Origin of the sequence: Bartonella callosciuri, from assembly GCF_014203215.1 — a bacterium.
Lineage (GTDB): Bacteria > Pseudomonadota > Alphaproteobacteria > Rhizobiales > Rhizobiaceae > Bartonella > Bartonella callosciuri.
The window spans coordinates 254,651-278,615 of sequence record NZ_JACHIM010000003.1; the positions used below are offsets into that span (position 1 = coordinate 254,651).

General features: G+C 38.4%; 18 protein-coding genes and 1 tRNA gene. 12 read left to right on the top strand and 7 right to left on the bottom strand.

Features of this window, described 5'->3' with window-relative positions; translation table 11 throughout:
* Positions 1-640: 640 nt before the first annotated feature.
* The 9 genes from dnaA (at position 641) to gpsA (ending at position 10,967) form a co-directional block, all read left to right on the top strand.
* Positions 641-2,206: a chromosomal replication initiator protein DnaA gene (dnaA, locus tag HNQ69_RS04490; RefSeq protein ID WP_183228878.1), complete on the top strand. Its 1,566-nt coding sequence runs from the start codon at positions 641-643 to the stop codon at positions 2,204-2,206.
* 188 nt (positions 2,207-2,394) lie between these two features.
* Positions 2,395-3,516: a DNA polymerase III subunit beta gene (gene dnaN, locus HNQ69_RS04495; RefSeq protein WP_183228879.1), complete on the top strand. Its 1,122-nt coding sequence runs from the start codon at positions 2,395-2,397 to the stop codon at positions 3,514-3,516.
* 20 nt (positions 3,517-3,536) lie between these two features.
* Positions 3,537-4,670: a DNA replication/repair protein RecF gene (gene recF / locus HNQ69_RS04500; protein ID WP_183228910.1), complete on the top strand. Its 1,134-nt coding sequence runs from the start codon at positions 3,537-3,539 to the stop codon at positions 4,668-4,670.
* A gap of 48 nt (positions 4,671-4,718) precedes the next feature.
* Complete coding sequence (gene aroQ, locus HNQ69_RS04505; protein WP_183228880.1) at positions 4,719-5,183, top strand: type II 3-dehydroquinate dehydratase; 465 nt, start codon at positions 4,719-4,721, stop codon at positions 5,181-5,183.
* A 113-nt stretch (positions 5,184-5,296) separates the two neighbouring features.
* Positions 5,297-6,268: a ubiquinol oxidase subunit II gene (gene cyoA / locus HNQ69_RS04510; protein ID WP_183228881.1), complete on the top strand. Its 972-nt coding sequence runs from the start codon at positions 5,297-5,299 to the stop codon at positions 6,266-6,268.
* Between the two features lie 92 nt (positions 6,269-6,360).
* Positions 6,361-8,379, top strand: coding sequence for a cytochrome o ubiquinol oxidase subunit I (cyoB, locus tag HNQ69_RS04515; RefSeq protein ID WP_183228882.1), 2,019 nt, complete (start codon positions 6,361-6,363; stop codon positions 8,377-8,379).
* Entirely contained in the window at positions 8,376-9,041 is a 666-nt protein-coding gene (locus HNQ69_RS04520) for a cytochrome (ubi)quinol oxidase subunit III (protein WP_183228883.1), read from the top strand. Before cyoB ends, HNQ69_RS04520 begins: the two co-directional genes overlap by 4 nt.
* Entirely contained in the window at positions 9,041-9,517 is a 477-nt protein-coding gene (gene cyoD, locus HNQ69_RS04525) for a cytochrome o ubiquinol oxidase subunit IV (RefSeq protein WP_183228884.1), read from the top strand. Before HNQ69_RS04520 ends, cyoD begins: the two co-directional genes overlap by 1 nt.
* Positions 9,518-9,944: 427 nt before the next feature.
* Positions 9,945-10,967, top strand: coding sequence for an NAD(P)H-dependent glycerol-3-phosphate dehydrogenase (gene gpsA, locus HNQ69_RS04530; RefSeq protein ID WP_183228885.1), 1,023 nt, complete (start codon positions 9,945-9,947; stop codon positions 10,965-10,967).
* A 292-nt stretch (positions 10,968-11,259) separates the two neighbouring features.
* On the opposite strand, the gene fabI is transcribed toward gpsA, so the two are convergent.
* Genes fabI through fabA form a run of 3 tightly spaced genes read right to left on the bottom strand, consistent with a single transcriptional unit; the run spans position 11,260 to position 13,913 of the window.
* A complete protein-coding gene (gene fabI / locus HNQ69_RS04535) occupies positions 11,260-12,078 on the bottom strand; it encodes an enoyl-ACP reductase FabI (protein ID WP_183228886.1) in 819 nt (272 codons plus the stop codon).
* Positions 12,079-12,129: 51 nt separating this feature from the next.
* A complete protein-coding gene (fabB, locus tag HNQ69_RS04540; protein WP_183228887.1) occupies positions 12,130-13,350 on the bottom strand; it encodes a beta-ketoacyl-ACP synthase I in 1,221 nt (406 codons plus the stop codon).
* Between the two features lie 53 nt (positions 13,351-13,403).
* A complete protein-coding gene (gene fabA / locus HNQ69_RS04545; RefSeq protein ID WP_183228888.1) occupies positions 13,404-13,913 on the bottom strand; it encodes a 3-hydroxyacyl-[acyl-carrier-protein] dehydratase FabA in 510 nt (169 codons plus the stop codon).
* A gap of 229 nt (positions 13,914-14,142) precedes the next feature.
* Between fabA and irrA the strand changes: the two genes are divergently transcribed.
* Positions 14,143-14,637, top strand: a complete 495-nt coding sequence (irrA, locus tag HNQ69_RS04550) for an iron response transcriptional regulator IrrA (protein ID WP_183228889.1) — start codon at positions 14,143-14,145, stop codon at positions 14,635-14,637.
* Positions 14,638-14,700: 63 nt separating this feature from the next.
* Here irrA and HNQ69_RS04555 read toward each other — a convergent pair whose 3' ends face one another.
* The 4 genes from HNQ69_RS04555 to HNQ69_RS04570 all read right to left on the bottom strand — a co-directional run bounded on the left by HNQ69_RS04555 (position 14,701) and on the right by HNQ69_RS04570 (position 19,243).
* Entirely contained in the window at positions 14,701-15,210 is a 510-nt protein-coding gene (locus HNQ69_RS04555; RefSeq protein ID WP_210302679.1) for an SH3 domain-containing protein, read from the bottom strand.
* A 1,207-nt stretch (positions 15,211-16,417) separates the two neighbouring features.
* A complete protein-coding gene (rpsU, locus tag HNQ69_RS04560) occupies positions 16,418-16,651 on the bottom strand; it encodes a 30S ribosomal protein S21 (RefSeq protein WP_183228891.1) in 234 nt (77 codons plus the stop codon).
* A 189-nt stretch (positions 16,652-16,840) separates the two neighbouring features.
* Positions 16,841-18,514, bottom strand: a complete 1,674-nt coding sequence (locus HNQ69_RS04565; protein WP_183228892.1) for a formate--tetrahydrofolate ligase — start codon at positions 18,512-18,514, stop codon at positions 16,841-16,843.
* A 652-nt stretch (positions 18,515-19,166) separates the two neighbouring features.
* Positions 19,167-19,243: transfer RNA gene (locus tag HNQ69_RS04570), tRNA-Arg, on the bottom strand.
* 397 nt (positions 19,244-19,640) lie between these two features.
* Here HNQ69_RS04570 and HNQ69_RS04575 point away from each other — a divergent pair.
* On the top strand, positions 19,641-20,783 hold the full coding sequence (locus HNQ69_RS04575; RefSeq protein ID WP_183228893.1) for an efflux RND transporter periplasmic adaptor subunit: 1,143 nt from the start codon (positions 19,641-19,643) through the stop codon (positions 20,781-20,783).
* On the top strand, positions 20,780-23,914 hold the full coding sequence (locus HNQ69_RS04580; RefSeq protein WP_183228894.1) for an efflux RND transporter permease subunit: 3,135 nt from the start codon (positions 20,780-20,782) through the stop codon (positions 23,912-23,914). Before HNQ69_RS04575 ends, HNQ69_RS04580 begins: the two co-directional genes overlap by 4 nt.
* The last annotated feature ends 51 nt before the right edge of the window (positions 23,915-23,965 follow it).

Sequence of the window (23,965 nt, forward strand, 5' to 3'; positions counted from 1 at the left end):
TATACCTTTTTTAAAAGGTGGGGTTCTACAGCGAATCTTTTTATGAAAGAGTAGAACGCGTTTGTATGGTTATCCACAAGCTTTGTGGATTTTTGCAGAGTCTTTTTTGTCAAGTATTTTTATTTTTTTTTTTTTGATCTGACGAGATTCTTTATTATTGGTAAATTTAGAGAAAAAAAATGAATTGAATCAATAATTTTTCTCATTCCTTGTTTAGATGAGTAGGTTTATAGCGGCTTTTTAGAGATTTTTGATTTCATTTTAGCCTCTTGCATTTTATCTCTGGTGTTTTGTATGGTTCTTGCGAAAACTAAAAACATACAGGGTTCACATCAGTTCCTTATCCTGTGTTATCTTGAGTTTAGAATGCTTTGGTTTAGGCTATATGGGCTCTCTGTTGGACAGGTTTTCTAACGCGTTTTTTAGTTTTTTGTTTGGTATGTTTGCCATGTTTGCCATTTTAGAAGAGTGGGTCATATCATGAGCATAAGTAGATTTTATTGGTCATCTTTGTTGATGGGGTTGTAATGAGACTATCCTAAGGGAGGGTGAGTAATCATTTGGGGTAGGACGTTTTGCCTTTGCTAAGTTAATTTTTAGCTTTTGGGTAAGACAAATTTAATTTTTATCAGGATGGAAGATGGTGGATAAATTGAACTCGAAAGCTAGCTCCTTTAAAAAGGTTTCTGTAAATATCCTGTCGGCGGAGAAAATAGTTAATATGACGGGTAGTGGTGTGGCAGTCAGTAGAAATGCTTCCGGAGGGCATCCGGTTATTTCAGAGGAAGAAGGTGCGGCAGCTTTTGCGCGTGTTATGGCACAGTTAAAAGCGCAAGTTGGTATTGAAGCTTATACCAGTTGGTTTGGTCGCTTAAAGCTTGCTGAATATAGCCGTAATCTTGTAAAGCTTTCTGTTCCTACAGCATTCTTGCGTTCATGGATTAATAATCATTATGGTTCTCTTTTGACAAATTTGTGGAAACAAGAGAATTCAGCTGTTCTTCGTGTTGAAGTTATTGTTCGCGGTATGAAGCGTGTTTCAGGAGGTGTTGTCTGTAAAACGAATACAGCCCCTGTTGTCCTAGAAGAGCAAACGATGCCATCTTTTGTTGAGAATTACACAGAGCGTTCTGCAAAGAATCTGCAAGCAGGTGTTTTTGGTTCACCACTTGATTCTCGCTATAATTTTGAAAGTTTTGTGGAGGGTTCTTCTAATCGTGTTGCTTTAGCTGCTGCGCGTTCGATTGCAGAAGGGCATAAGAGTGCTTTAAGGTTTAATCCTCTTTTTATTCATGCATCTGTTGGTTTAGGAAAAACACATTTGCTTCAAGCTATTGCTGCTACTGCGCTGAAGCGTTTATCGTCTGCACGGGTTATTTATTTGACCGCTGAATATTTTATGTGGCGTTTTGCGACGGCTATTCGTGATAATGATGCTCTTTCTTTTAAAGAGCATCTTCGTGATATTGATCTTCTTATTATTGATGATATGCAATTTTTGCAGGGAAAGTCGATTCAGCACGAATTTTGTCATTTGCTTAATATGTTGCTTGATAGTGCGAAACAAGTTGTTGTGGCTGCGGATCGTCCACCAGCAGAACTAGAATCGCTTGATCTTCGTGTTCGGTCTCGTCTTCATGGAGGCGTGTCCCTTGAAATTGAAGCACCCGATTATGAGATGCGTCTAAAGATGCTGCATCAGCGGTTAAAGATAGCACAACAAGATGATAACACGATCGCAATTTCTGATGATATTCTAGAATATATTGCGAGAACAGTTCTAGGGTCGGGACGTGATATTGAAGGAGCTTTTAATCAGTTATTGTTCCGTCAGTCATTCGAGTCTGATTTATCCTTAGAACGGATTGATGAGTTATTGGGTCACTTGACACGTTCTGGTGAACCTAAACGTATCCGGATCGAAGAAATTCAACGTACGGTTGCGCGTCATTATAATGTTTCTAAACAGGATTTGTTATCAAATCGTCGAACACGTACAGTTGTAAAGCCGCGACAGGTTGCAATGTATTTAGCGAAAGTGTTGACACCTCGTTCACTACCAGAAATTGGACGTCGTTTTGGTGGGCGTGATCATACGACAGTTTTACACGCTGTCCGTAAAATTGAAGATTTGGTTTGTGGTGATCAGACATTAGCTAAAGAGCTTGAATTGCTTAAGCGGTTGATTGGAGAGCAAGCTGCATAATCTTTACGATTTTTCTTTCTCTGGAAAAGTTTCGCAGAGGGTTTAGTGAAGAGAGCTATCTTTTCTTATACAGGATTCACTTGCCATTTTAAGAGATGTTGAATAAAGTTCAGTAGATGATTCTTAAGGGGATAGGTTGTTTCTCTAGAGAATTTCTATAGTTTTTGGTAAATTACAACAGGCATTTTATGCGTATTATAGTTGATCGTAATCAATTTCTCAGATCTCTTGGTCGTATTCACCGTGTGGTGGAGCGTCGTAATACTGTTCCCATTTTATCGAATGTGCTGATTGATGCAGAGAATGGGAGTATACAATTAAAAGCGACGGATCTTGATTTAGAGGTTACAGAATCTTTTACAGTCAATGTTGAACAAGCAGGGGCAATAACTGTTCCTGCATATTTGCTCTATGACATAGTTCGAAAACTTCCTGATGGTAGTGAAATTGTATTGTCAGTTGATGAGAATCAAGCAAGTACAATATCAGTTGTTTCAGGTTGTGCACATTTTCAGCTTCAGTGTCTTCCAAAGATAGATTTTCCAGAGTCACTTCCTGGGCAGTTTAGTTATCGTTTTTCTTTATCGGCATCGGGGTTAAAACATTTACTTGATTGTACGCAATTTGCTATTTCTACTGAAGAGACTCGTTATTATCTTAATGGTATTTATTTTCACGTTATTAATGACGGTGTTCTGAAGCTGCGTTTAGTTGCAACCGATGGTCATCGTTTGGCGCAAGTTGATATGGAGGCGCCTTCAGATATTGATGGTATGCCAGGTGTCATTATTCCTCGTAAAGCCGTGGGAGAATTACAAAAGCTTCTTTCAGAAGAAGTTGATGGTGATGTATGTGTGGAGCTCTCAGAGACAAAGATTCGTTTTTCTGTAGGCTCTGTGGTTTTTACATCAAAGTTAATTGATGGAACATTTCCAGATTACCAGCGCGTTATTCCTCTTGGAAATGATAAAAAATTGATCGTTAATAGGCAGGATTTTTCTTCTGCGGTTGATCGTGTTTCGACAATTTCGAGTGATCGTGGGCGTGCAGTGAAGTTAACGATTGAGCAGGGGCAATTAAAGCTTGTCGTTAATAATCCTGATTCGGGGAGTGCAGAAGATCAATTAGCAGCCACTTACACATCTGATCCGCTTGAAATAGGGTTTAATTCACGTTATCTTTTGGATATTGCTGGACAACTTTCAAGTGACGAGATGGTTTTTATGTTAGCTGAATCTGCGGCTCCAGCACTGATTCGTGATAATGATGACACGGATGCGCTTTACGTGCTAATGCCTATTCGCGTTTAGGGACTGTTATTTTGCAATGCGTGGCTGATCATGTGCACAAAGTCGCAGTGAGGCAGCTAAAGCTTGTACGTTATCGCAATTATTCTTCCTTTAATATACGGTTTTCAGGTCAGCATGTGGTTTTTACTGGTCATAACGGTGCTGGTAAGACAAACCTTTTAGAAGCGTTGTCTTTTCTTTCTCCTGGTCGTGGTTTGCGGCGTGCGGCTTATTCTGATATTAGTTTTTCAGGCGGTGGAGGTGAAGGATTTGTTGTCTTTGCGCGTCTTGAATGTGCTCTTTATGGCGAAGTGAATATTGGTACAGCTTTTGAAGTTGGCGATAACAGTCGAAAAGTACATATTAATGGTGTGAATGAAACAAGTGATTGCCTAGCAGATTACTGTCATATTAGTGTCCTGACTCCTTCAATGGATGGACTTTTTACAGGTCCTTCGCTTGAGCGCCGTCGTTTTTTGGATCGTATGGTTTTGGCGATTGATCCTTTGCATGGTCGCCGCATAGCAGATTATGATAGGGCGATGCGTGCACGTAATCGTTTGTTTTCTAATGAAAATGAAGATGGTGCTTGGTTTAATGCTTTAGAAAAGCAAATGGCAGAACTGGCGACGGCTATTGCAGCTGCGCGTATTGATGTTATTCGGCTTTTAAATGACATGTTTGCACAAACGCCATCTCAGATACTTTTTCCGCGGGCTTTTTTGCAAATTGATGGTTTCTTAGAAACGGCGCTGAGTAAGATATCAGCTATTGAGGTTGAAGAACAATTTTGTGATCAGTTGTATCATAACCGCGCAATAGATCGTGCTGCTGGGCGGACATTAGAAGGTCCACACCGCACAGATTTACAGGTTTTTTATGCGGATAAAAATATGGCTGCAACATCTTGTTCAACAGGTGAGCAAAAGGCTTTGCTGACAGGTTTGGTTTTGTGCCATGCACGTTTAACAGGCATGATGTCGGAGAGAGCGCCCATACTTCTTCTTGATGAGATGGCAGCACATCTTGATTCTCATCGACGTGCTGCTTTATTTGATATTCTTGATGATTTGGGGGGACAAACATTTATGACAGGAACAGATCATATTTTGTTTGATGCTTTGAAAGGACGAGCAGAGTTTTTTGAGATTAAGGATGGAGCCTTATTGCAGTAAAAAACTGCTAATTTTTTAAAGGTGAAGGTCGAAAAGAAGAGGCTTACTATGTCTGTAATTATAACGGTTTTAAATGGTCCTAATTTAAATTTTCTTGGTAGACGTGAGCCAGAAATTTATGGCTCTGAAACTCTAGAAGATATTGAAAAACTTTGTAAGGAATGGGCAACAAGAACTGGTATGATAGTGCAGTTTCATCAAAGTAACTATGAGGGTCAATTGGTAGAATGGATACAGGCAGCCATTGGAGTGAGTGCTGGATTAATTATCAATCCAGCTGCTTATAGCCACACATCTATTGCAATTCTTGATGCCTTAAAGATGTTTTCAGGGCCAAAAGTAGAGGTCCATTTATCTCATATTTATCAACGTGAGGCTTTTCGACACCATTCGTATACATCTATAGGTGTGGATGCAATCATTGCCGGTTGTGGGAGTGATGGATATAGGTTTGCGTTTGAATATCTCGCTAGGAGGCTTAAATTTTCTATAAAAGGATCAAAACTTGTATAATAACGATAAGGGCATTTGAATTTACTTGATAATTCTTTTTAAATAGATAAGTGTATTATTAAGGCTTAGCTATTTTTTGTGGTGATTTCCGATATAGATGATGGATAGGTGAAATGAGAGACTTTGTTAAACAAATAAAGATACTCGTGATTTTAGGGGTGACGTTTCTTTTATCGGGTTGTAAAATTGATGTTCTTCAGCCATCAGGTTATATAGCACGTCAACAGCTTGTTTTGATTATTGTTTGTGTTGCTGTTATGCTTTGCGTTGTAATCCCAGTGATGGTGAGTGTGGTGTTTTTAGCCATTAAATATCGTGCATCGAATACGACAAAAGAGTATTTACCTGAGTGGGGCCATTCAAATAAAATTGAAGCCTTTATGTGGGGTATTCCAGTTGTTATCGTGACGGTTTTAGGTGCGTTGACAGCTTATTATACCTATGAGCTTGAGCCAGAGAATCCACTTCCGGTGGAAGTTGTTGGTGAAGGAAAACCGTTACAAGTCAATGTTGTCGCTCTTGATTGGAAATGGCTCTTTATTTATCCTGAGTACAATGTTGCATCGATCAATGAAATTTATGCACCTGAAGGCCGTCAGGTTTTGTTACAGTTAACATCAGAGAGTTCTGTTAATGCTTTTTGGGTGCCAAAATTGGGTACAGTTCTTTATGCTATGCCGCAGATGAATTCTAAGTTGCATTTAGTAGCTGAAGAACAAGGAGTGTTCAAAGGAAGCTCAGCAAATTATAGCGGAGATGGTTTTGCAAATATGCGGTTTCAGTGGCATTCTGTGTCTTTGCAGGATTTTAATGATTGGATTGCTAAAGCACGGGCTAATGGCCAAGTTCTTGATCGTGCATCCTATCGTCAGCTTTCTATCGCGCCTCGTATGGGTGATGTTGCTGCGAAAGAAAAAGATGCTGAAGTGCGTTATTTTGCACCTGTTGAGAAGCGGCTCTACTACCGGATTGTTAATCGATGTGTTGATGAAAATACGGTGTGTAATGAAAAGTTAATGAAGCGTGCCGCAGCTCAGACACTTTGGGGTGCACTTTGTTCAGTTTTTGATCCTGGCGTTATTTAAAATATCGCGAGTGTTCTAGAGTATTGATTAAGAAAGAGTCCTTTTAAATGAGGTTTCTTTTAAAGTAGAATTCATTTGATATGGGTTAAGAAATGTTTGGAAGACTTACAGATCCTACTGCGGGTGCTTTTCATGCACTTACGCATGAACCGATCGTTTTATACACATGTATTGCGATTGTCGTGGGTGGTTTAATTGCTGTTATTGCTTTAACAGTACTTGGATGGTGGGGAATTCTCTGGCGAAATTGGATTACAACAGTTGACCATAAGCGCATCGGCATTATGTACATTGTCCTTGGTATTATCATGCTTGTCCGTGGTTTTGCGGATGCGATTATGATGCGAACGCATCAGGCTTTAGCTCTAGGGAGTGAAACAGCAGGCTATTTACCTCCTGAGCATTTTGATCAGATTTTTTCAGCTCATGGCACTATTATGATTTTCTTCATGGCTACGCCGATTTTATTTGGTCTTTTTAATTATCTTATACCACTTCAGATTGGTGCTCGTGATGTTGCTTTTCCTTTTGCGAATAATTTGGGCTTTTGGATTACAGCAGCAGCGGCGATATTGATTAACATATCACTAGGCGTTGGAAACTTTGGTCGTGGTGGTTGGTTGATGTATCCACCTTTCTCCGAGTTGCAAAATAGTCCAGATACAGGGGTAGATTATTATCTATGGTCACTTCAGCTTTCCGGTATTGCAACAACAATGGGATCAATCAATTTTATTGCGACCATTATTAAAATGCGTGCTCCTGGGATGACGATGATGAGAATGCCCGTTTTTTGTTGGAGCGCTTTTGTTAGCAACGTCCTTATTTTGGTTATTTATCCTGTTTTAGCTGTAGCTTTCGCATTATTGGCGTGTGATCGTTATTTGGGTATGAATTTTTTTACCAATGTTGGTGGTGGAAATCCGATGGTATGGATTAACTATGTTTGGATTTTTGGTCATCCTGAAGTTTATGTTTTGGTTGTTCCTGCTTTTGGGATTGTTTCTGAAGTTGTTTCAACTTTCTCTTCAAAAAGACTCTTTGGTTATACTTCAATGGTATGGGCAATGTTGGTTATTTTGATTCTTTCACTTCTTGTTTGGGGACATCATTTCTTTACAATGGGTGGGGGTGAAGCTGTGAATACCTTCTTTGGTATTGCGACAATGATCATCGCGGTTCCAACGGGTGTAAAAGTTTTTAATTGGTTGCTTACCATGTATAAAGGTCGGATTCGCTTTGAGCCTCCGATGCTTTGGTGCATGGGGATGATCTTTACGTTTGTTGGTGGTGGATTAACAGGTGTTTTATTGTCTATCGTACCTGCTGATTGGCAGTTTCATAATTCACTCTTTTTGGTAGCGCACTTCCACCACACAATTATTGGAGGTGTTGTTTTTGCTTATTTAGCTGGGATTGCTTTTTGGTTTCCGAAAGTTTTTGGTTATAAACCAAATCGGATATTAGGTATTGCCTCTTTCTGGTGTTGGTTTATTGGTTTTTATCTTGCTTTTTTCCCAGTTTATGCACTCGGTTTAATGGGTGCGACGCGTCGTCTACAACATTACATGGAGCCTAGTTGGCAGCCAATGTTTATAATTGCTGCACTGGGTGCTTTCATTATCTTGCTTGGTATCTTATGTTTTGTGTTGCAAGTTATTTTGGCGATTTGGTATGGTATCAAACATAAGGGGCGCTTACCGGTAACATTAAATGATTCTTGGGGTGATGCACGGACGCTTGAATGGTCTATCTCTTCTCCTCCTCCTTCTTACAATTTTGCAATACTTCCAAAGGTGCAATCTGATGATGCTTATTGGAATATGAAGAAAAATGGTTATCAGCGTCCGACGAGTGGATTTACGAAAATTCATATGCCGTCAAATACATCGGCGGGGATTGTTGCGGGCTTTTTCTCGTTAGTTGTTGGTTTTGCACTTGTTTGGCATATTTGGTGGCTTGTTGCGATTGGATTGATTGGTTTTATTGCAACAATTGTGTATCATTCATTAACAGGTGACCATCATGGTTACTATATTTCAGCTGAAGAAGTACAAAAGACAGAAGATATTTTTACGGCTGTTCTTAAGGAACAAGGAGCAACGGTATGAGTGCGGTGACAATAAATGATGCTCACATTGATGAGCACCATCACGACAGTAGCTCAACAATGATATTTGGTTTTTGGGTCTATATCCTTTCTGATGTAATCCTATTCTCGACACTTTTTTCAAGTTTTGCTGTTTTTTCTGCTTCTTATGGTGGGGGAAAAGCCGGCAATGAATTTATTAATTTAAACTTTGTTTTGGTTGAAACCGCTATTTTATTGTTCTCATCAATTACTTATGGATTTGCGATGGTACAAGCGTATAAATCCCAGATTGGTGGTGTGCGTTTATGGATGGCTGTTACCTTTGTACTTGGATGCTGCTTTATTGGAATGGAAATTTATGAATTTCATGAACTTTTGAGTGAGGTGTTCTATTACGATCCTGGTGCTTATGCTGGTATTGATCCTGCAACAGGTTTACAGCTTTTTGGACGAGAGGTTTTATCTGCTTATTGGTCAGCATTTTTCGCTTTGGTTGGCACACATGGTCTTCATGTGAGTGTTGGTCTTCTCTGGATGGTAGTGATGTTTTTTCATCTGCGTCGTCGTGGTTTGGATGAGGATAATAAAACGCGCTTAGCATGTCTTTCAATTTTTTGGCATTTGCTTGATGTCGTATGGGTTGGTGTTTTCACCATGGTTTATTTGTTAGGAGCGCTGTAATGAGCATGCAAAACGAAATACATGGTCCCAGTACTGGTTCCTATTTAATTGGTTTTATTCTAGCTGTATTTTTCACTTTGGGCTCTTTTATTCCTGTGATGTATGGGATGATGGAGAGCTGGGCAATTAGCACAAAGGTTGCATATCTTATTGGGATGGCAATTATTCAAATTATTGTCCAGATCGTTTTCTTTTTGCATTTGAATTCTGGTCCAGATGCTAAATGGAATTTAAGTGCTCTGTGGTTTGCAGTTATTTGCGTTTTTGTTATTATTGGAGGCACTTGGTGGGCTATTTCTCATTTGAATTATAATATGATGGGTGGTTCAGGGCGTATTATTGAGCCGGAAATGTCAGAAGGAGATAGATCTGTATCGGCGGAGAAATTATCAGGTACACAAATTTCCGTAGAGCAGATGCTAGGTGTAGAAGGGCCTATGGGGCAAACACTAGTTACACAAACTCTTGTAAAATAGTTACTAAAAAATAAAGGAATCCATGAAGCCAATGCCAAGTGCATTGGCTTTTTTGGTAGACGTTAGTCGCAAAAAAAAATTGCAGGACGACGTAAGATGGGTGATAAACATAGAGACAGTATAATCATCATGATTTTGAATTTGCTTTTGTTTTAAACAAGAAAGCCCATAGATAGATAGCTTAGAGGAATTTTAATTTTGATAAGCAGTCATTTGTAGAATATATAAGAATGATATTTATATAATTCAGCACAGAGAGTATGAGAATCTTGAAAAGATTTCATGTTGTGTTAGAATGAAACAGCAAAGGAGTAATGTTTTCAACTTTAATAAATTTATATTAAAAGTATCTCAATTGAAGATATTTGCCACGATAATCTATAATTAGACGTAAGAGTGAAAATTTGGAGAATAATCAAAAAACTTAATGAAAGCCGTTTCGATAACAGTTATTGGTGCCGGTTCTTTTGGCACGGCATTAGCCATTGCTCTTGCCCGTAACGGCCACAGTGTTTTACTGTGGGGATATGATCCTCAACATATCAAAGAATTACAGAAATATCGCTGCAATCAAGCATTTTTACCCGATATTCGATTTCCTGATAATCTATCACTTGAATCTTCACTTGAGACTGCGGTAACAGCAAGCCGCAATATATTGATTGCTGTTCCAAGTCATGTGTTTCATAAAGTATTGTACAATATCCAGCCTTATTTGGATCAAAATTCACGTATTATTTGGACAACGAAGGGCCTAGAACATGGTACAGGACGTCTCTTACAAGAAGTTGCGCGCGAGATTTTAGGTGATAAAATCCCCTTAGCTGTCTTTTCTGGACCAACTTTTGCTAAAGAGCTTGCTATCGGCTTGCCTACTGCGATTACGGTAGCAGCTTCTGATGCTGAATTTAGTGAAGAATTACAGCAAATTTTCCATTGTAACAAAAATTTTAGAGTTTATAAAAATCCCGATATGATCGGTGTTCAATTAGGTGGAGCAGTTAAAAATGTCATTGCTATTGGTGCAGGAATATCTGATGGCATGGGATTTGGAGCAAATGCTCGAATAGCACTCATCACACGAGGTTTAACTGAAATCAGTCGGTTAGGTGTTGCTATGGGTGCTGAACTTTCCACATTTATGGGCATGACCGGCTTAGGGGATCTGGTTTTAACATGTACTGATAATCAGTCACGTAATCGGCGTTTTGGTATGTTGCTTGGCCAAGGAATGGATACAGAAAAAGCAGAAAAACAAGTTGGTCAAATTGTTGAAGGTTATTTCAATACAAAAGAAGTGCGTGCATTAGCACAACGTATCAGGGTAGAAATGCCAATTACAGAGCAAATTTATCAAGTGCTATTTTGCGGTAAAAGCGTGGTTGAAGCAGCCAACACATTACTGAATCGGACACTTAAAGATGAAATGCATAATACCGTATGCTTTTAAACTATTCAAACAGATGAGAGATATGGTGATAATATAAAAGAAACTTTGAGTGAGATTATACTGGCCATTAGACAAAGCAGTAATGCTTTAGCGAATGAGAGAGTTATAGGTGTTCGTTTTTTATGTAATATAACTTAAATATAAACAACTTGATCATTGCTTAAGTTATATCTTTGAAAATAAGCTATCTCCTTCGATTACAAATGTTATACATCGGCGAAAGAGAACTCAATGCATTTTAAAACGGTATGCAAATGATCATGTTTGCACTTTAAAAAAGTATTATGAATAATTATTCTCCCCGTGTTTCTTCGCTTTGTTTTAATTCTTCAAGTGTTGGCATAGACATAATATTATAGCCTGAATCAACATAATGAATTTCACCAGTAACACCTGATGATAAATCAGAAAGAAGGTAAAGAGCAGATTTTCCAATTTCATTAATATTTACGGTGCGACGCAATGGTGCATTACGGCGTTGATACGAAAAAATTGCACGCGCTGCTGCAATGCCGTTTCCAGCTAAAGTTCTAATAGGACCCGCTGAAATTGCATTAACACGGATATTTTGAGGACCAAAATCTGCCGCTAAATAGCGCACCATAGCTTCTAAAGCAGCTTTAGCCACACCCATGATATTGTAATTAGGTACAACTTGCTGCGAAGCTCCATAGGTGAGTGTTAAAAGTGCACCCCCATTAGGCATAAGCTTACCAGCGCGCTGAGCAATTTCAGTAAAGGAATAAGCTGAAATAACCATTGTACGTTTAAAATTTTCGCGTGTTGTTACATCAACATAGCGCCCTTTTAATTGATTCTTATCTGAAAAACCAATGGCGTGAACAACGAAATCAATAGTTTTCCATTCTTTTTCAAGATGTTCAAAAACACGATCGACATTTTCAATTTTTTCAACATCGCATTCAAGCAATAATTTGCAGCCGAGCTTTTCTGCGAGTGGTTGAACCCGTTTTCCGAAGGCATCTCCTTGATAGGTAAAGGCCAATTCAGCTCCTGCTTCTGCTAGTTGACATGCAATGCCCCATGCGATTGAATGGTCATTTGCAACTCCCATAATAAGGCCACGTTTGCCCTCCATCAAACCTTTCATATTATTCTCCGTAAGACCGTGCTTTTTTTCCAACCAGCCACGAACTTCTGTTTATGCGTAGCGTTGGAAAATGAGCGTTGCATTAGTACCGCCAAAACCAAATGTATTTGACAATACAGTATTAAGTTGTTGATGATCACGACGTTTACGAACAATAGGCATATCAGCAAAAGCTGGATCAAGCTCTTCGATATGAGCGCTCTCGCAAATAAAATTATGATTCATCATTAACAGTGTATAGATTGCTTCTTGAACACCTGCTGCTCCCAAAGAATGTCCTGTCAGAGATTTTGTGGCAGAAATTGGTGGGCATTTATCACCTCCTCCAAAAATACGACGGATTGCCTCTATTTCAGGAGGATCACCAACAGGTGTTGCTGTTGCATGAGGATTAATATAATCAATTTTATCCTTTACGGTAGAAAGCGCCATGCGCATGCACCGTTCTGCTCCCTCACCTGATGGAGAAACCATATCATACCCATCGGATGTAGCACCATATCCAACAATTTCTCCATAGATTTTCGCACCACGTGCTTTAGCAAGTTCTAGCTCTTCCAGAACCAAAACACCTGCCCCTCCAGCAATAACAAATCCATCGCGATTGGCATCATAGGCACGTGAAGCTTTTTCCGGTATGTCGTTATATTTGCTGGACATAGCGCCCATAGCATCGAATAATACAGATAACGTCCAATCAAGATCTTCGCAACCACCGGCAAAGATACGATCCTGCTTACCGTATTGTATTAATTCATAAGCATTGCCAATACAATGGTTAGAAGTAGCACAAGCCGAAGAAATTGAATAATTCACTCCTTTAACTTTAAAAAAAGTTGCAAGCGTTGCAGATGCTGTAGAACTCATTGCTTTAGGCACGACAAAAGGGCCAACGCGCTTTGGACCTTTTTGGCATGTAATGTCAGCAGCTTCAACGATTGATTGAGTTGAAGCACCTCCAGAACCCATAATAATACCCGTGCGTTCATTTGACACTTCATGAAGTTCTAAACCTGCATCAACAATCGCTTGATCCATAGCGATATGATTCCAAGCAGTTCCACGTCCATGAAAACGCAAAGCACGCCGATCAACCAACTCTTCTATATTAATATCAGGTCTGCCATAAACTCTGCTACGAAAACCTAATTCAGCATACTGGGGCGCATAAGAAATTCCGGATTTTGCTTCATATAAACTGGCTAAAACGGCCTCTGGGTTATTTCCGATTGCTGAGACAATTCCCATTCCGGTTATAACAACTCGACGCATCCATACCTCCTTTCATACAGAATAACAAAATGTCTCTTTTAATGGAAATAATTTCAGTCTTCTTTAAATAAGGCAACACGTAAATCACTCGCTTTATAGATAGCTTCTCCATCTGCTTTTACCCACCCATCGGCTATTCCCAAGACCAAATTTCCACGCCGGATGCGTTTAAAATCTATTCCGTATTCGAGAAGTTGGGTTTGCGGAGTTACCATACCTGATAATTTTACTTCACCTGTTGATATAGCTCTTCCTTTACCTTGTTCACCTAGCCAACCGAGAAAAAAACCTGTTAATTGCCACATCCCATCTAAACCGAGACATCCTGGCATGACTGGATCACCTATAAAGTGGCAGTCAAAAAACCATAGGTCTGGAGTAATGTCAAACTCAGCACGAACCATCCCTTTATCATATTCACCACCAGCTTCATTAATCTGGGTGATTCGATGAATCATCAACATTGGTGGTGCTGGTAATTGTGCATTACCCTTACCAAACATTTCGCCGCGAGCGCAGCTTAGAAGTTCTTCATAAGTATAGCAAGACTTTTGTTCAGCCATTGTTACTCCATTTATTTAGGTACATTTTTATTTCTGCACTTTTCCCCAATCTACTTTTAGAGTAAATTTAAAGGAGAGGGAAATGATTTATATCATTTTTAATGACAAAAGCCCTTTTTTATGTATCCTACGTGGAGTGTTATTAAAAAAGGGAATAAAAATTATATCGTATTTTCCCATTTTTTATACTTTAACTTTATTTGAACAGCAATGTGTTGTGGTTTTTAATATGTCGGTGAGCACAGACAATTTAGGTTTGAATGAAGAACAACACCCTGCAAAAAATTGTAGGAAGGCTATGGGTTATTATTCTCTTTCTATATTAGAAAAACGTTTGCGTCAAAATGGTTTGCGACCAACACGCCAGCGGTTAGAACTTGCTAACATGATTTTTTCTCATGGCAACCGTCATATTGCGGCTGAAGAGCTCTATGAAGAGGCGGTGAGGGCAGGTGTGCCTGTGTCTTTAGCAACGGTTTATAATACGCTTCATCAATTTACGGAAGCAGGGTTATTACGGATTATTGCCGTAGAAGGTACGAAAACTTGGTTTGATACCAACACGTCTGATCACTATCATTTTTATATAGAAGGCGAAAATCGTATTCTTGATATTCCTTGCAATTCTGAGGAAGCTCCTATTATTGGAAATTTACCTAAACCCCCGGAAGGTATGGAAATCTCGCATGTTGATTTGATCGTTCGATTAAAACAGAAAAGCTGATTTTATTATAGGATAAAGAAAGTTCAATAGAGGATAAAAACTAAGTTTTTTTGGTTTGGAGATTTACCAACCTTTTATTTTTTCATCAGGATAGATTCCCCATAACTGGAGTTGGTGAAGCCATCCTCGGATATTATTAATTTTTAGTTCACACCAGTGGCCATCGCATTGGCGAATTTTACCAATGACATTAGGTTCTACTTCTGCTACAAGTTCTGCATTGTCTGTTGGGCTTTTGCGTAGCATCAGTCTTTTTGTTTTATCCTTTTGCCATGGAATAGTTATAGCGGTCCGCTTTCCTGATAAAAGCGATTGATATACCCACCCTTCATCACCTTCCGCATCACGAATTTTGCGCCATTGATCATATTCTTGAATGATTTCAATGGGTAATCCCTGTTTTTTGTAGGTAAAGATGATAGAATAATTGCTTCCTGGTCCGACGCGCACATTAACACGAGTGGGTTTAATAGAAGCAAACCGTGGAAGTGGTAAACCACTTGGCCCTAGATTTTGATTGACTGTTTGTGCGTACAAAGAACAAGGTAGACTGAATACAAAGATTCCTACCATTAGGATACATGATGTGAACACGAAGAATCGAAACAAGTTAAAATATTGCACACTTAAACCCTTATTTTTTGTTTCTGCATGTTGGCAATCTAAGACTTGGAAGATAGGATTGAGAGCTGATAAAGCTATGACATACTGCTAGTTAAAGAGATCTAAACAATGAGAAAATTGTTACAAAAATCACCGAATAAGTGAGACAAAAATTTGAGTTTCTTGATGCTTGCTTTTTTATTAGAGTGCAGCTTTAAATTAATGTTCAGTTTTCATGTAATCTTATACTTGATGGATAGCTTTCATGTGAGATCAGTTTTTATACGACAGATGGGGATTAAAATATTATGTCTATCTGTCTGGTTTTTGCCTGAAACGGCAGTTGTATTCGTGTTATAAGAAAAAAATTGTTCAATAACAGTTTAATAAAGGTAATCGGTATGCGATTTAAAAATAGTTTTAGTATGGATGAAACATACGATTAATGAACTGTTTAAATGCAGGAGTATAAGCAACATTGAGGATTAATCTAAGATACAATGGGCCATTTATACTTCCACAAGCTTAAAGAGAGTGGTTTTTGCTGTTAACATTTCTTACAAACTTTTTAGTTTGGTTAGGTTATAGGATAATATCACCGGATTAATTGGTAATGCTGTAATCTGCTAAACAGATAGAGGAGTTATCTGGGCACTTCTTAATTACAGATCGTTATAAAATGCTAAAAGTTATAGATTTTCATCGTCTCGTTTAATAAGTTAAAGGGGAGCCCACGTCTCCAATATTATATCCCTTACGCACACGGCTGCATTTATGTATGTAGCTAATTTATATTTTGCGATTTAAGCTAATTTAGAGGATTTAAAAGATGTTAAATGTTTGATAGCAGATGAGAAAATCATCTCAGGATTCGTGCATAAAGAAAAAGTTATAATTAAGAGATAACAAAATGTCTTACGCGCAATACACATCATACATAACAAAAAACACGTCTAAGTGATGATCGGTTATTTCTACAATTTGAAATAACAAGAGCTAAATAACTTTCACCAATATTCCAATAAAGAAAAAATCCAATCCGTATGTTCAGATAATATACACAACAAAAAAACAGCAAGAAAAACTAAAAAATTCTACTTCTGTATTATATAAACTATCTAGATACTCTATCTACACCATCGCTAATATAACTTCAAAAAACATCAACGAAAATAGATTATCTTAATGCAGTATTCCGGCCGTTACTAACGAGACCTTCTCTTTGTGCACGCTTACGAGCAAGCTTACGCGTACGACGAACAGCTTCAGCCTTTTCTCGAGCACGCTTTTCCGATGGCTTTTCATAATATCCGCGCATTTTCATTTCACGGAAAATACCTTCACGTTGCATCTTTTTCTTCAGCGCACGCAAGGCTTGATCAACATTGTTATCACGAACGAGTACTTGCACGGTCCATCCTGCTTTGTTTCAGTATCATAAATAATAGGTAAAATACCTTCTTCTCTTTAAAAAGACCTTTAAAGAGACACACTCTACGGGACACATATCACATAAACAAGGGCTTTGTCTATATTGCTTTTTAAAATTCTATTTTTTTTGCTATAAGACGTTATTTCAGATTGAGTTTACGAGATAGTCCTATGAAAGCCCTTGAATCTGATCATGGTTGTCGAGATACATTTTTTCAGCGATAGGATAACGTGGTAAACCAGGCATGGTCATGACATCTCCACAAATGACAACAATGAAGCCTGCACCTGCCAAGAGACGCACTTCTCGTACAGGAATTTCAAAGTCAATAGGAGCGCCGTATTGTGTAGGATCAGAAGAGAAGGAATAGGGAGTTTTTGCCATACAAATAGGGTATGTGCCAAACTCTTCTTTTTGCCAAGATTCAAGTTGTTTGAGAATAGGATCAGCAATTACAGCACCGCGACCACCATAGAGATTTTTTATAATAGAGTTAATTTTCTGAATGAGTGGAAGATCATCTTGATACAGAACTTTAAAATGGGACTCTTTTTCTTCAATCAAGGTAATAAGCTCTTGCGCAAGTTCTATGGCGCCTTTGCCCCCTTTTTGCCAATGTTTGCAAAGAATAGCCTTATGTCCAGTTGTTGCAACTATTTTTTGTAACGTACTGATTTCGGCATCGCTATCGGTCTCAAAATGATTAATAGCGACAACACAAGGGATACCGTAATGCTCCATATTTTTGATATGTCGTAAAAGGTTGGCTGCTCCCTTTTGTAAAGCGGAGATATTCTCTTCTTTGAGATTATTTTTGTCCACACCACCATTCATCTTTAATGCGCGAATTGTTGCAACAATGACGGTTGCATTTGGTGCAAGACCAGCTTGTCGACATTTAATATTAAAAAACTTTTCTGCTCCAAGATCAGCTCCAAATCCTGCTTCCGTAACAACATAATCAGCGAGTTTTAAGGCCGTTTTTGTTGCTATAACGGAATTACAGCCATGAGCAATGTTAGCAAAAGGCCCTCCGTGAATAAGAACAGGATTATTTTCAATTGTTTGTACGAGATTAGGTTGTATAGCATCTTTGAGAAGAACTGTCATTGCACCTTCTGCATTGAGATCAGCAACTGTTACAGGTGTTTTATCATAACGATAGGCGACAATAATTTTTTTGAGTCTTTGAGTAAGATCTTCTAGATTTTCAGCAAGACAAAAAATAGCCATAATCTCGGATGCAACAGTGATATCGAAACCTGTCTGACGTGGGAAACCGTTTGTTACTCCACCCAATGCAATAACAGTGTTGCGTAATGCACGGTCATTCATATCAAGAACGCGCCTCCAAACAATACGGCGTGGATCAATATTCAGAGTATTTCCCCAGTAAATATGATTATCGATCATTGCGGCAAGAAGATTGTGGGCAGCTGTAATAGCATGAAAGTCGCCAGTAAAATGCAAATTAAGATCATCCATTGGTACGACTTGGGCATAACCACCTCCAGCAGCACCACCTTTGATACCAAAACAGGGGCCTAAAGACGGTTCTCTCAAGGCGGCTATAGTTTTTTTTCCAATGAGATTGAGTGCATCATTGAGTCCAACCGTTGTTGTTGTTTTTCCTTCTCCGGCAGGCGTTGGATTGATTGCCGTGATGAGGATAAGTTTGCCATCGGGATTTTTATTGAGCGACTTTATGAACGCCGAAGAAATTTTAGCTTTATCATGTCCATAAGGGATGAGGTTTTCATGTTTGATACCAATTTTTTGCGCAATTTCCGTGATATGTTGCTTTTGAGCAGTGCGGGCAATTTCAATATCTGTTTTAGGCATGGAAAAATTCTTTAAACTTAGCTTTTTTGATCGAAAGTATTTATTATATAATCAGATAAGAGAGCCTATAGCACACAGAGATAAGATAAAACAGCATAAAAGTTGAGGACATATTGTGCCAATAGGAATGCTAAAGCAGAATAAAAAGCATTTTTGTAGGTTTTTCAGAAAAACGAATCTCTACATTTTTAATTCTGATAAGTCTTTAGAGGAAATGCGAGATTCAAGAAAACCATATTTATATCAAAATTATGAACTCTCCCAAAGAGCGCATTGTTACATTTTTAAGTTCTCTCAACAGTTCATTCTATTGGGATTTTCTCTATCTGATTTTAAGAAAGAATGTTATATCTAGGAGAGTTTTATGGAAGAGGGCTTTGTTAAAATGTTGAAAGTTCTTCAAAGTAGGACAGAATATCCTATTTTGGGCTTTAAAAAATGCAGGAGATCTTCAAAAACTTCCATTTTTAAGCAGTGAAAAACACGCTAAATTCTTACACATAAAAAATATTTTAGAAATACGTCCTGATTCGCAATTGAAACGTATAGATAATGATGCTGCTTGATAGCGCTATAGATGCTTGATATAAGGTGGTTTTATTTTTAAATAATTTTATTAAATATTGAAAAGCATTGAAAAATTGTTATGAGATGGCGCACCCGAAGAGATTCGAACTCCTGACCCCCAGATTCGTAGTCTGGTGCTCTATCCAGCTGAGCTACGGGTGCACACATTTTTAATTTCTTATCTTATTAAGACAAAGGGTTCCTAATCGTTTCATTGAAAAATTGCAAGTGAAACTTGGTTGAAATAAAAATTTTATCTTTTTATTGATAATATATGTAAAAAAAAGGCTATCGTATCTTTTTGGTTTCAGGCGATTTTGTAAGGCCATTTCTTTATTTTGTGACCGGTATGACTTAAGATGAGCGATAATTAGATGAACGATAATTAACTTGACGTCTTAGTTTATCAAAGATAGTCAAGCAAAAAATTGAGATATGTTTTTTGCGGTGGGGGCAATACATGCTACCTGCAGGTCGGTTTTTGCATGAAACTCGCATATTACTGTTGAGAACTGTTTCAGAAAAATTTGCATATTCATAATGCAGTAAGGGTAAATGTATGGAGTTATTAAAAAAGGCCTTCCCACTGGTGTTGTTCGTTGTTGTTTTGATGATTACTTATTGGGCAGGGAAACAAAATTCAGAACAACGCACTCCTTTAGTAGGTAAAGCAACAAGTGCATTGCATAAAACTTCAAAGATGACCATGGGAAGACCCCCAACAAATGTTGTCGTTGATTTTGTAAAGATTCAAGACTTGTATGAAAAGTTGAATGTACTTGGAAGTGGACGAGCGTTTGCTGAGGTGGAGTTGACTCCTTTGTCATCGGGTATTGTTGATAAGCTTTTTGTATCAGCTGGTTCAAAAATACAAGCGGGTGATGTGATTGCAAAGCTTGATTCTAAAAAGGAGGAAATAGCGGCTGCAAAAGCAAAAGTACAACGTGATAATAGTGCGTTAACGCTTTCCCGTATTCTTAAATTACGGGACAGCAAGATAGCGACAGAGGTTCAAGAAATTACCGCACGCTTAGAATTGGATAACGCGAATTTGGTTTTACAGAATGCTGAGTTAGACCTCGATCGGCGAAAAATTCTTGCACCAATTAGTGGAGTCATTGGCATTTTACCTATTGATGAGGGCAATGTTGTGACCCTTAATACCATAATAGGTCGTATTGAGAATAGAGAACGTATTTTGGTTGATATATGGGTTCCTGAACGATACGCATTGCGTATTCATAAAGGAGATGAGGTGACTGCAGCATTAACAGCGCAGCCAGATAAAACTTTTGTTGGTCATATTTATGCGATTGATAATATCGTTGATCCAGAAAGTCGCACGCTTCATATTCAGGTTGAAATTAACAACGAAAAAGATACGCTCATGTCTGGTATGTCTTTTTCTGTTGCGTTGCAATTTTATGGTGGTTCTTTCCCTGTCGTTCATCCTCTTGCAGTTCAATGGGATAGCAAAGGATCATTTGTTTGGCGTGTAAGAGAGGATAAGGTAGAGCCCATACCCGTGTCCATTATTCGACATACAGCAGATCAGGTATTTGTGAAAGCACCCCTAAACAAAGGTGATCAAGTCGTTATTCAGGGAGTACAAATGCTTCATCCAGGAAGCAAGGTTACCATTAATGAGTCAAAGTCCTATCAACAGCAGTTATTAGTACCTCGTCGACGGGGTGTACAATGAGTCAAGAGTCTAATACGAAGCAGCCTATGACGCAGACAGAGCAAGGCGGTATGATTGCATTATTTATTCGCAGGCCCATTTTCACTTTTGTTTTGAATGCTATAATCGTAATTGCAGGAATTACTGCGTGGTTGAATGTTGATGTGCGCGAACTGCCAGATGTTGATATCCCAGTGATGACAATTATGACGGTTTTTTCTGGTGCATCAGCAGAAACAATTGATCGAGAAATTACAAGAGTTATAGAAGATGCCGTTTCTCGTGTTTCAGGTGTTAAGACGATTTCTTCAAGTTCTTCTTTTGGCAGTTCCCGTGTGGAGATTAATTTTAATGTTGGCGTTGATTTGAATGTTGCAGCATCTGATATCCGCGATGCTCTCTCTCGCATTACTTACTCTTTACCCAAAAATGCTGATACACCTATGATCATTAAAGCAGATTCGAATGCTGCTGCAATGATGTATTTGGTTGTGACTTCATCAACAATGAGTATTGATGATTTAACAATGGTTGTAAATGACCAAATTGTTGATGCACTTTCGGCAGTTGATGGTGTTGGTGATGTACAAGTTGCTAATGCTCGTACGAAGATTTTTCAAATTGACGTTGATCAAGCAAAACTTGCAAGCTATGGATTAACCGTGGCGGATATTTCACGCGTTCTTGCTGATATGACAACGGATGCACCCGTGGGATCTTTGCGCAATTCTACGCAAACTTTAATTGTACGTGCTACTGCACGTTTAACAACACCGGAAGCTTTTGAACAAGTTGTTTTAAAACCTCATGTGCATCTTGGTGATGTTGCCCAGGTTACTTTGTCACCTGATATAGAAACGGTTATTCTTCGTGTCAACGGAAAGGCAGGGATTGGAGTGGGAATTGTCCGTAAAGCACAATCCAATACTCTGAATATTTCTCAAGGTGTTCGAGCGACTCTTGATCATCTCAAAAGTGTTATTCCTTCTTCTGTGCATTTGAGTATTATTAGTGATGATGCAATTTTTATTAAGAGTGCACTTCATGAGGTTGAGGTTGCATTGGTTATTGCTATTCTCAGCGTTATCTTGGTTATTTTTCTTTTTCTTAGGGATATTCGTGTAACCCTTATACCCGCTTTATCTATTCCTATTGCTTTGATTGGTACAATTGCTGCTATTTATCTTGTAGGATTTTCGTTAAATATTCTCACATTTTTAGGACTTGTTTTGGCAACAGGGCTTGTGGTGGATGATGCGATTGTTGTGCTTGAAAATATTGTTCGATGGCGTAATATGGGATTAGGCCCTCGGGCAGCGGCATTTTTAGGAACACGGGAAGTCTTTTTTGCCGTTTTAGCAACAACATTGACTTTAATTGCTGTTTTTGTGCCTATTTCGTTTCTTCCTGGGCAAGTGGGGGGGCTTTTTAGAGAATTTGGTTTTGTATTGGCAATTTCTATTCTGCTTTCTTCGATTGTTGCTTTAACACTTTGTCCTATGTTAGCCTCGCACCTTCTTAAGGGACATGTTGGGGGTAATGGAGAAGGAGCACATTATTTTAATTTTTTGGATAGATTGGGCTCTTTTTTTAGCAAGTGGTACGCTTACAGTTTGCATAAATGTTTAGGAAGACCTTGGGCTGTTGTCTTTGCTTCGCTTATTTTCGCAGGTCTTTGTATTGGAGGCTATACGAAACTACAACAGGAATTGACACCAGCAGAAGACAGGGCTCTTATCTTTTTGGTCATTAGTGGACCACAGGGTATTTCAACACAATATTTGAATGAGCAGGTAGAGCAAATTGAAGCGAGTTTACAGCCGTTACGCGATACTGGAGAAATTGCTAATAGTTATTCTATTGCTGGCATTGGTGGTTCATCTAATACTGCTTTTTTGATTTTGTTACTTTCATCTTGGGAAAAACGTTTACGCAGTCAACAAGAGATCGTGGAAGATGTTAATGCAAAGGTTAGACAGTTTCCAGCTGTTTTTGCGTTTGCTGCGCAAGGAAATTCTTTAGGTGTTAAAGGAACAGGTCAAGGATTACAATTTGCAATTCTTGGAAATGATTATACAAAATTACAGTCAATTGCTGATAAGCTTGTTAGTGCTTTGCAAGCTGATTCGCATTTTGTTCGCCCACGGCTTACTGTTGATGCAACGCAACCACAATTTTTTATCGAAATTAATCGAGAAAAAGCCTCTGATTTAGGAATTGATATCACTAATTTAGGTAATACGTTACAAACAATGTTGGATGGAAAAAAAATTGGTTCCATTTATGTGAATGACCATTCTTATGATGTAAAGCTAACGTCGCGTAAGAATCCTATTAATAATCCTAATGATTTGGAAAATATTTTTTTAAAAACCAAAGGCAATAAATATGTTCCTTTATCGGTTGTTGCGAGCTTGCATGAAAAAGCTATTGCACCTCAACTAAAACGAGAAAAACGCATGAATGCTGTTATTTTAAGTGCAAATCTTGCTCCAGGTATTGTTTTAGGAAGCGCTTATCAAACTGTACAAAAAATTGCTGCTCCTTTTTTGTCAGAGGGAAATTATATTGTTCCTTTAGGAGAAGCCGCTACACTTGGTGAAACATCTTCCAATTTTATGATTATTTTTGGAATTGCTTTTGTGATTATTTTATTGGTCTTGGCTGCACAGTTTGAAAGTTTTGTTTCAGGATTTATTATCATGGCGACAGTACCATTAGGGATTGGTTGTGCTGTAATTGCTATGCTTTTAAGTGGAGTTAGTCTTAATATTTACAGTCAAATTGGTTTAATTTTGTTGGTTGGGGTTATGGCTAAAAATGGTATTCTCATTGTGGAATTTGCAGATCAGTTGCGTGAAAAACGCAAAAGCGTCCGTGAAGCTATAGAGGAAGCAGCAAATATTCGTCTTCGTCCAGTTTGTATGACGATGATCTGTGCTATTTTAGGAGGAATCCCTTTGGTTTTAGCCACAGGTGCTGGTGCAGAAGCACGTGTAGCTTTAGGTTGGGTTATTGTTGGAGGTTTGGGTTTAGCAACTCTTTTGACGCTTTATGTGACACCAGTTATTTATCTCTTTCTCGGACGTTTTGTGAGACCAAAAGCAGAAGAATCTCTGCGCTTAACAAGAGAATTTAGCCAAGTTGAATGATTAGTAGGGAGAATTTAACTTTTTATTTTCGTTTTAAAAATGTCGCTTTCG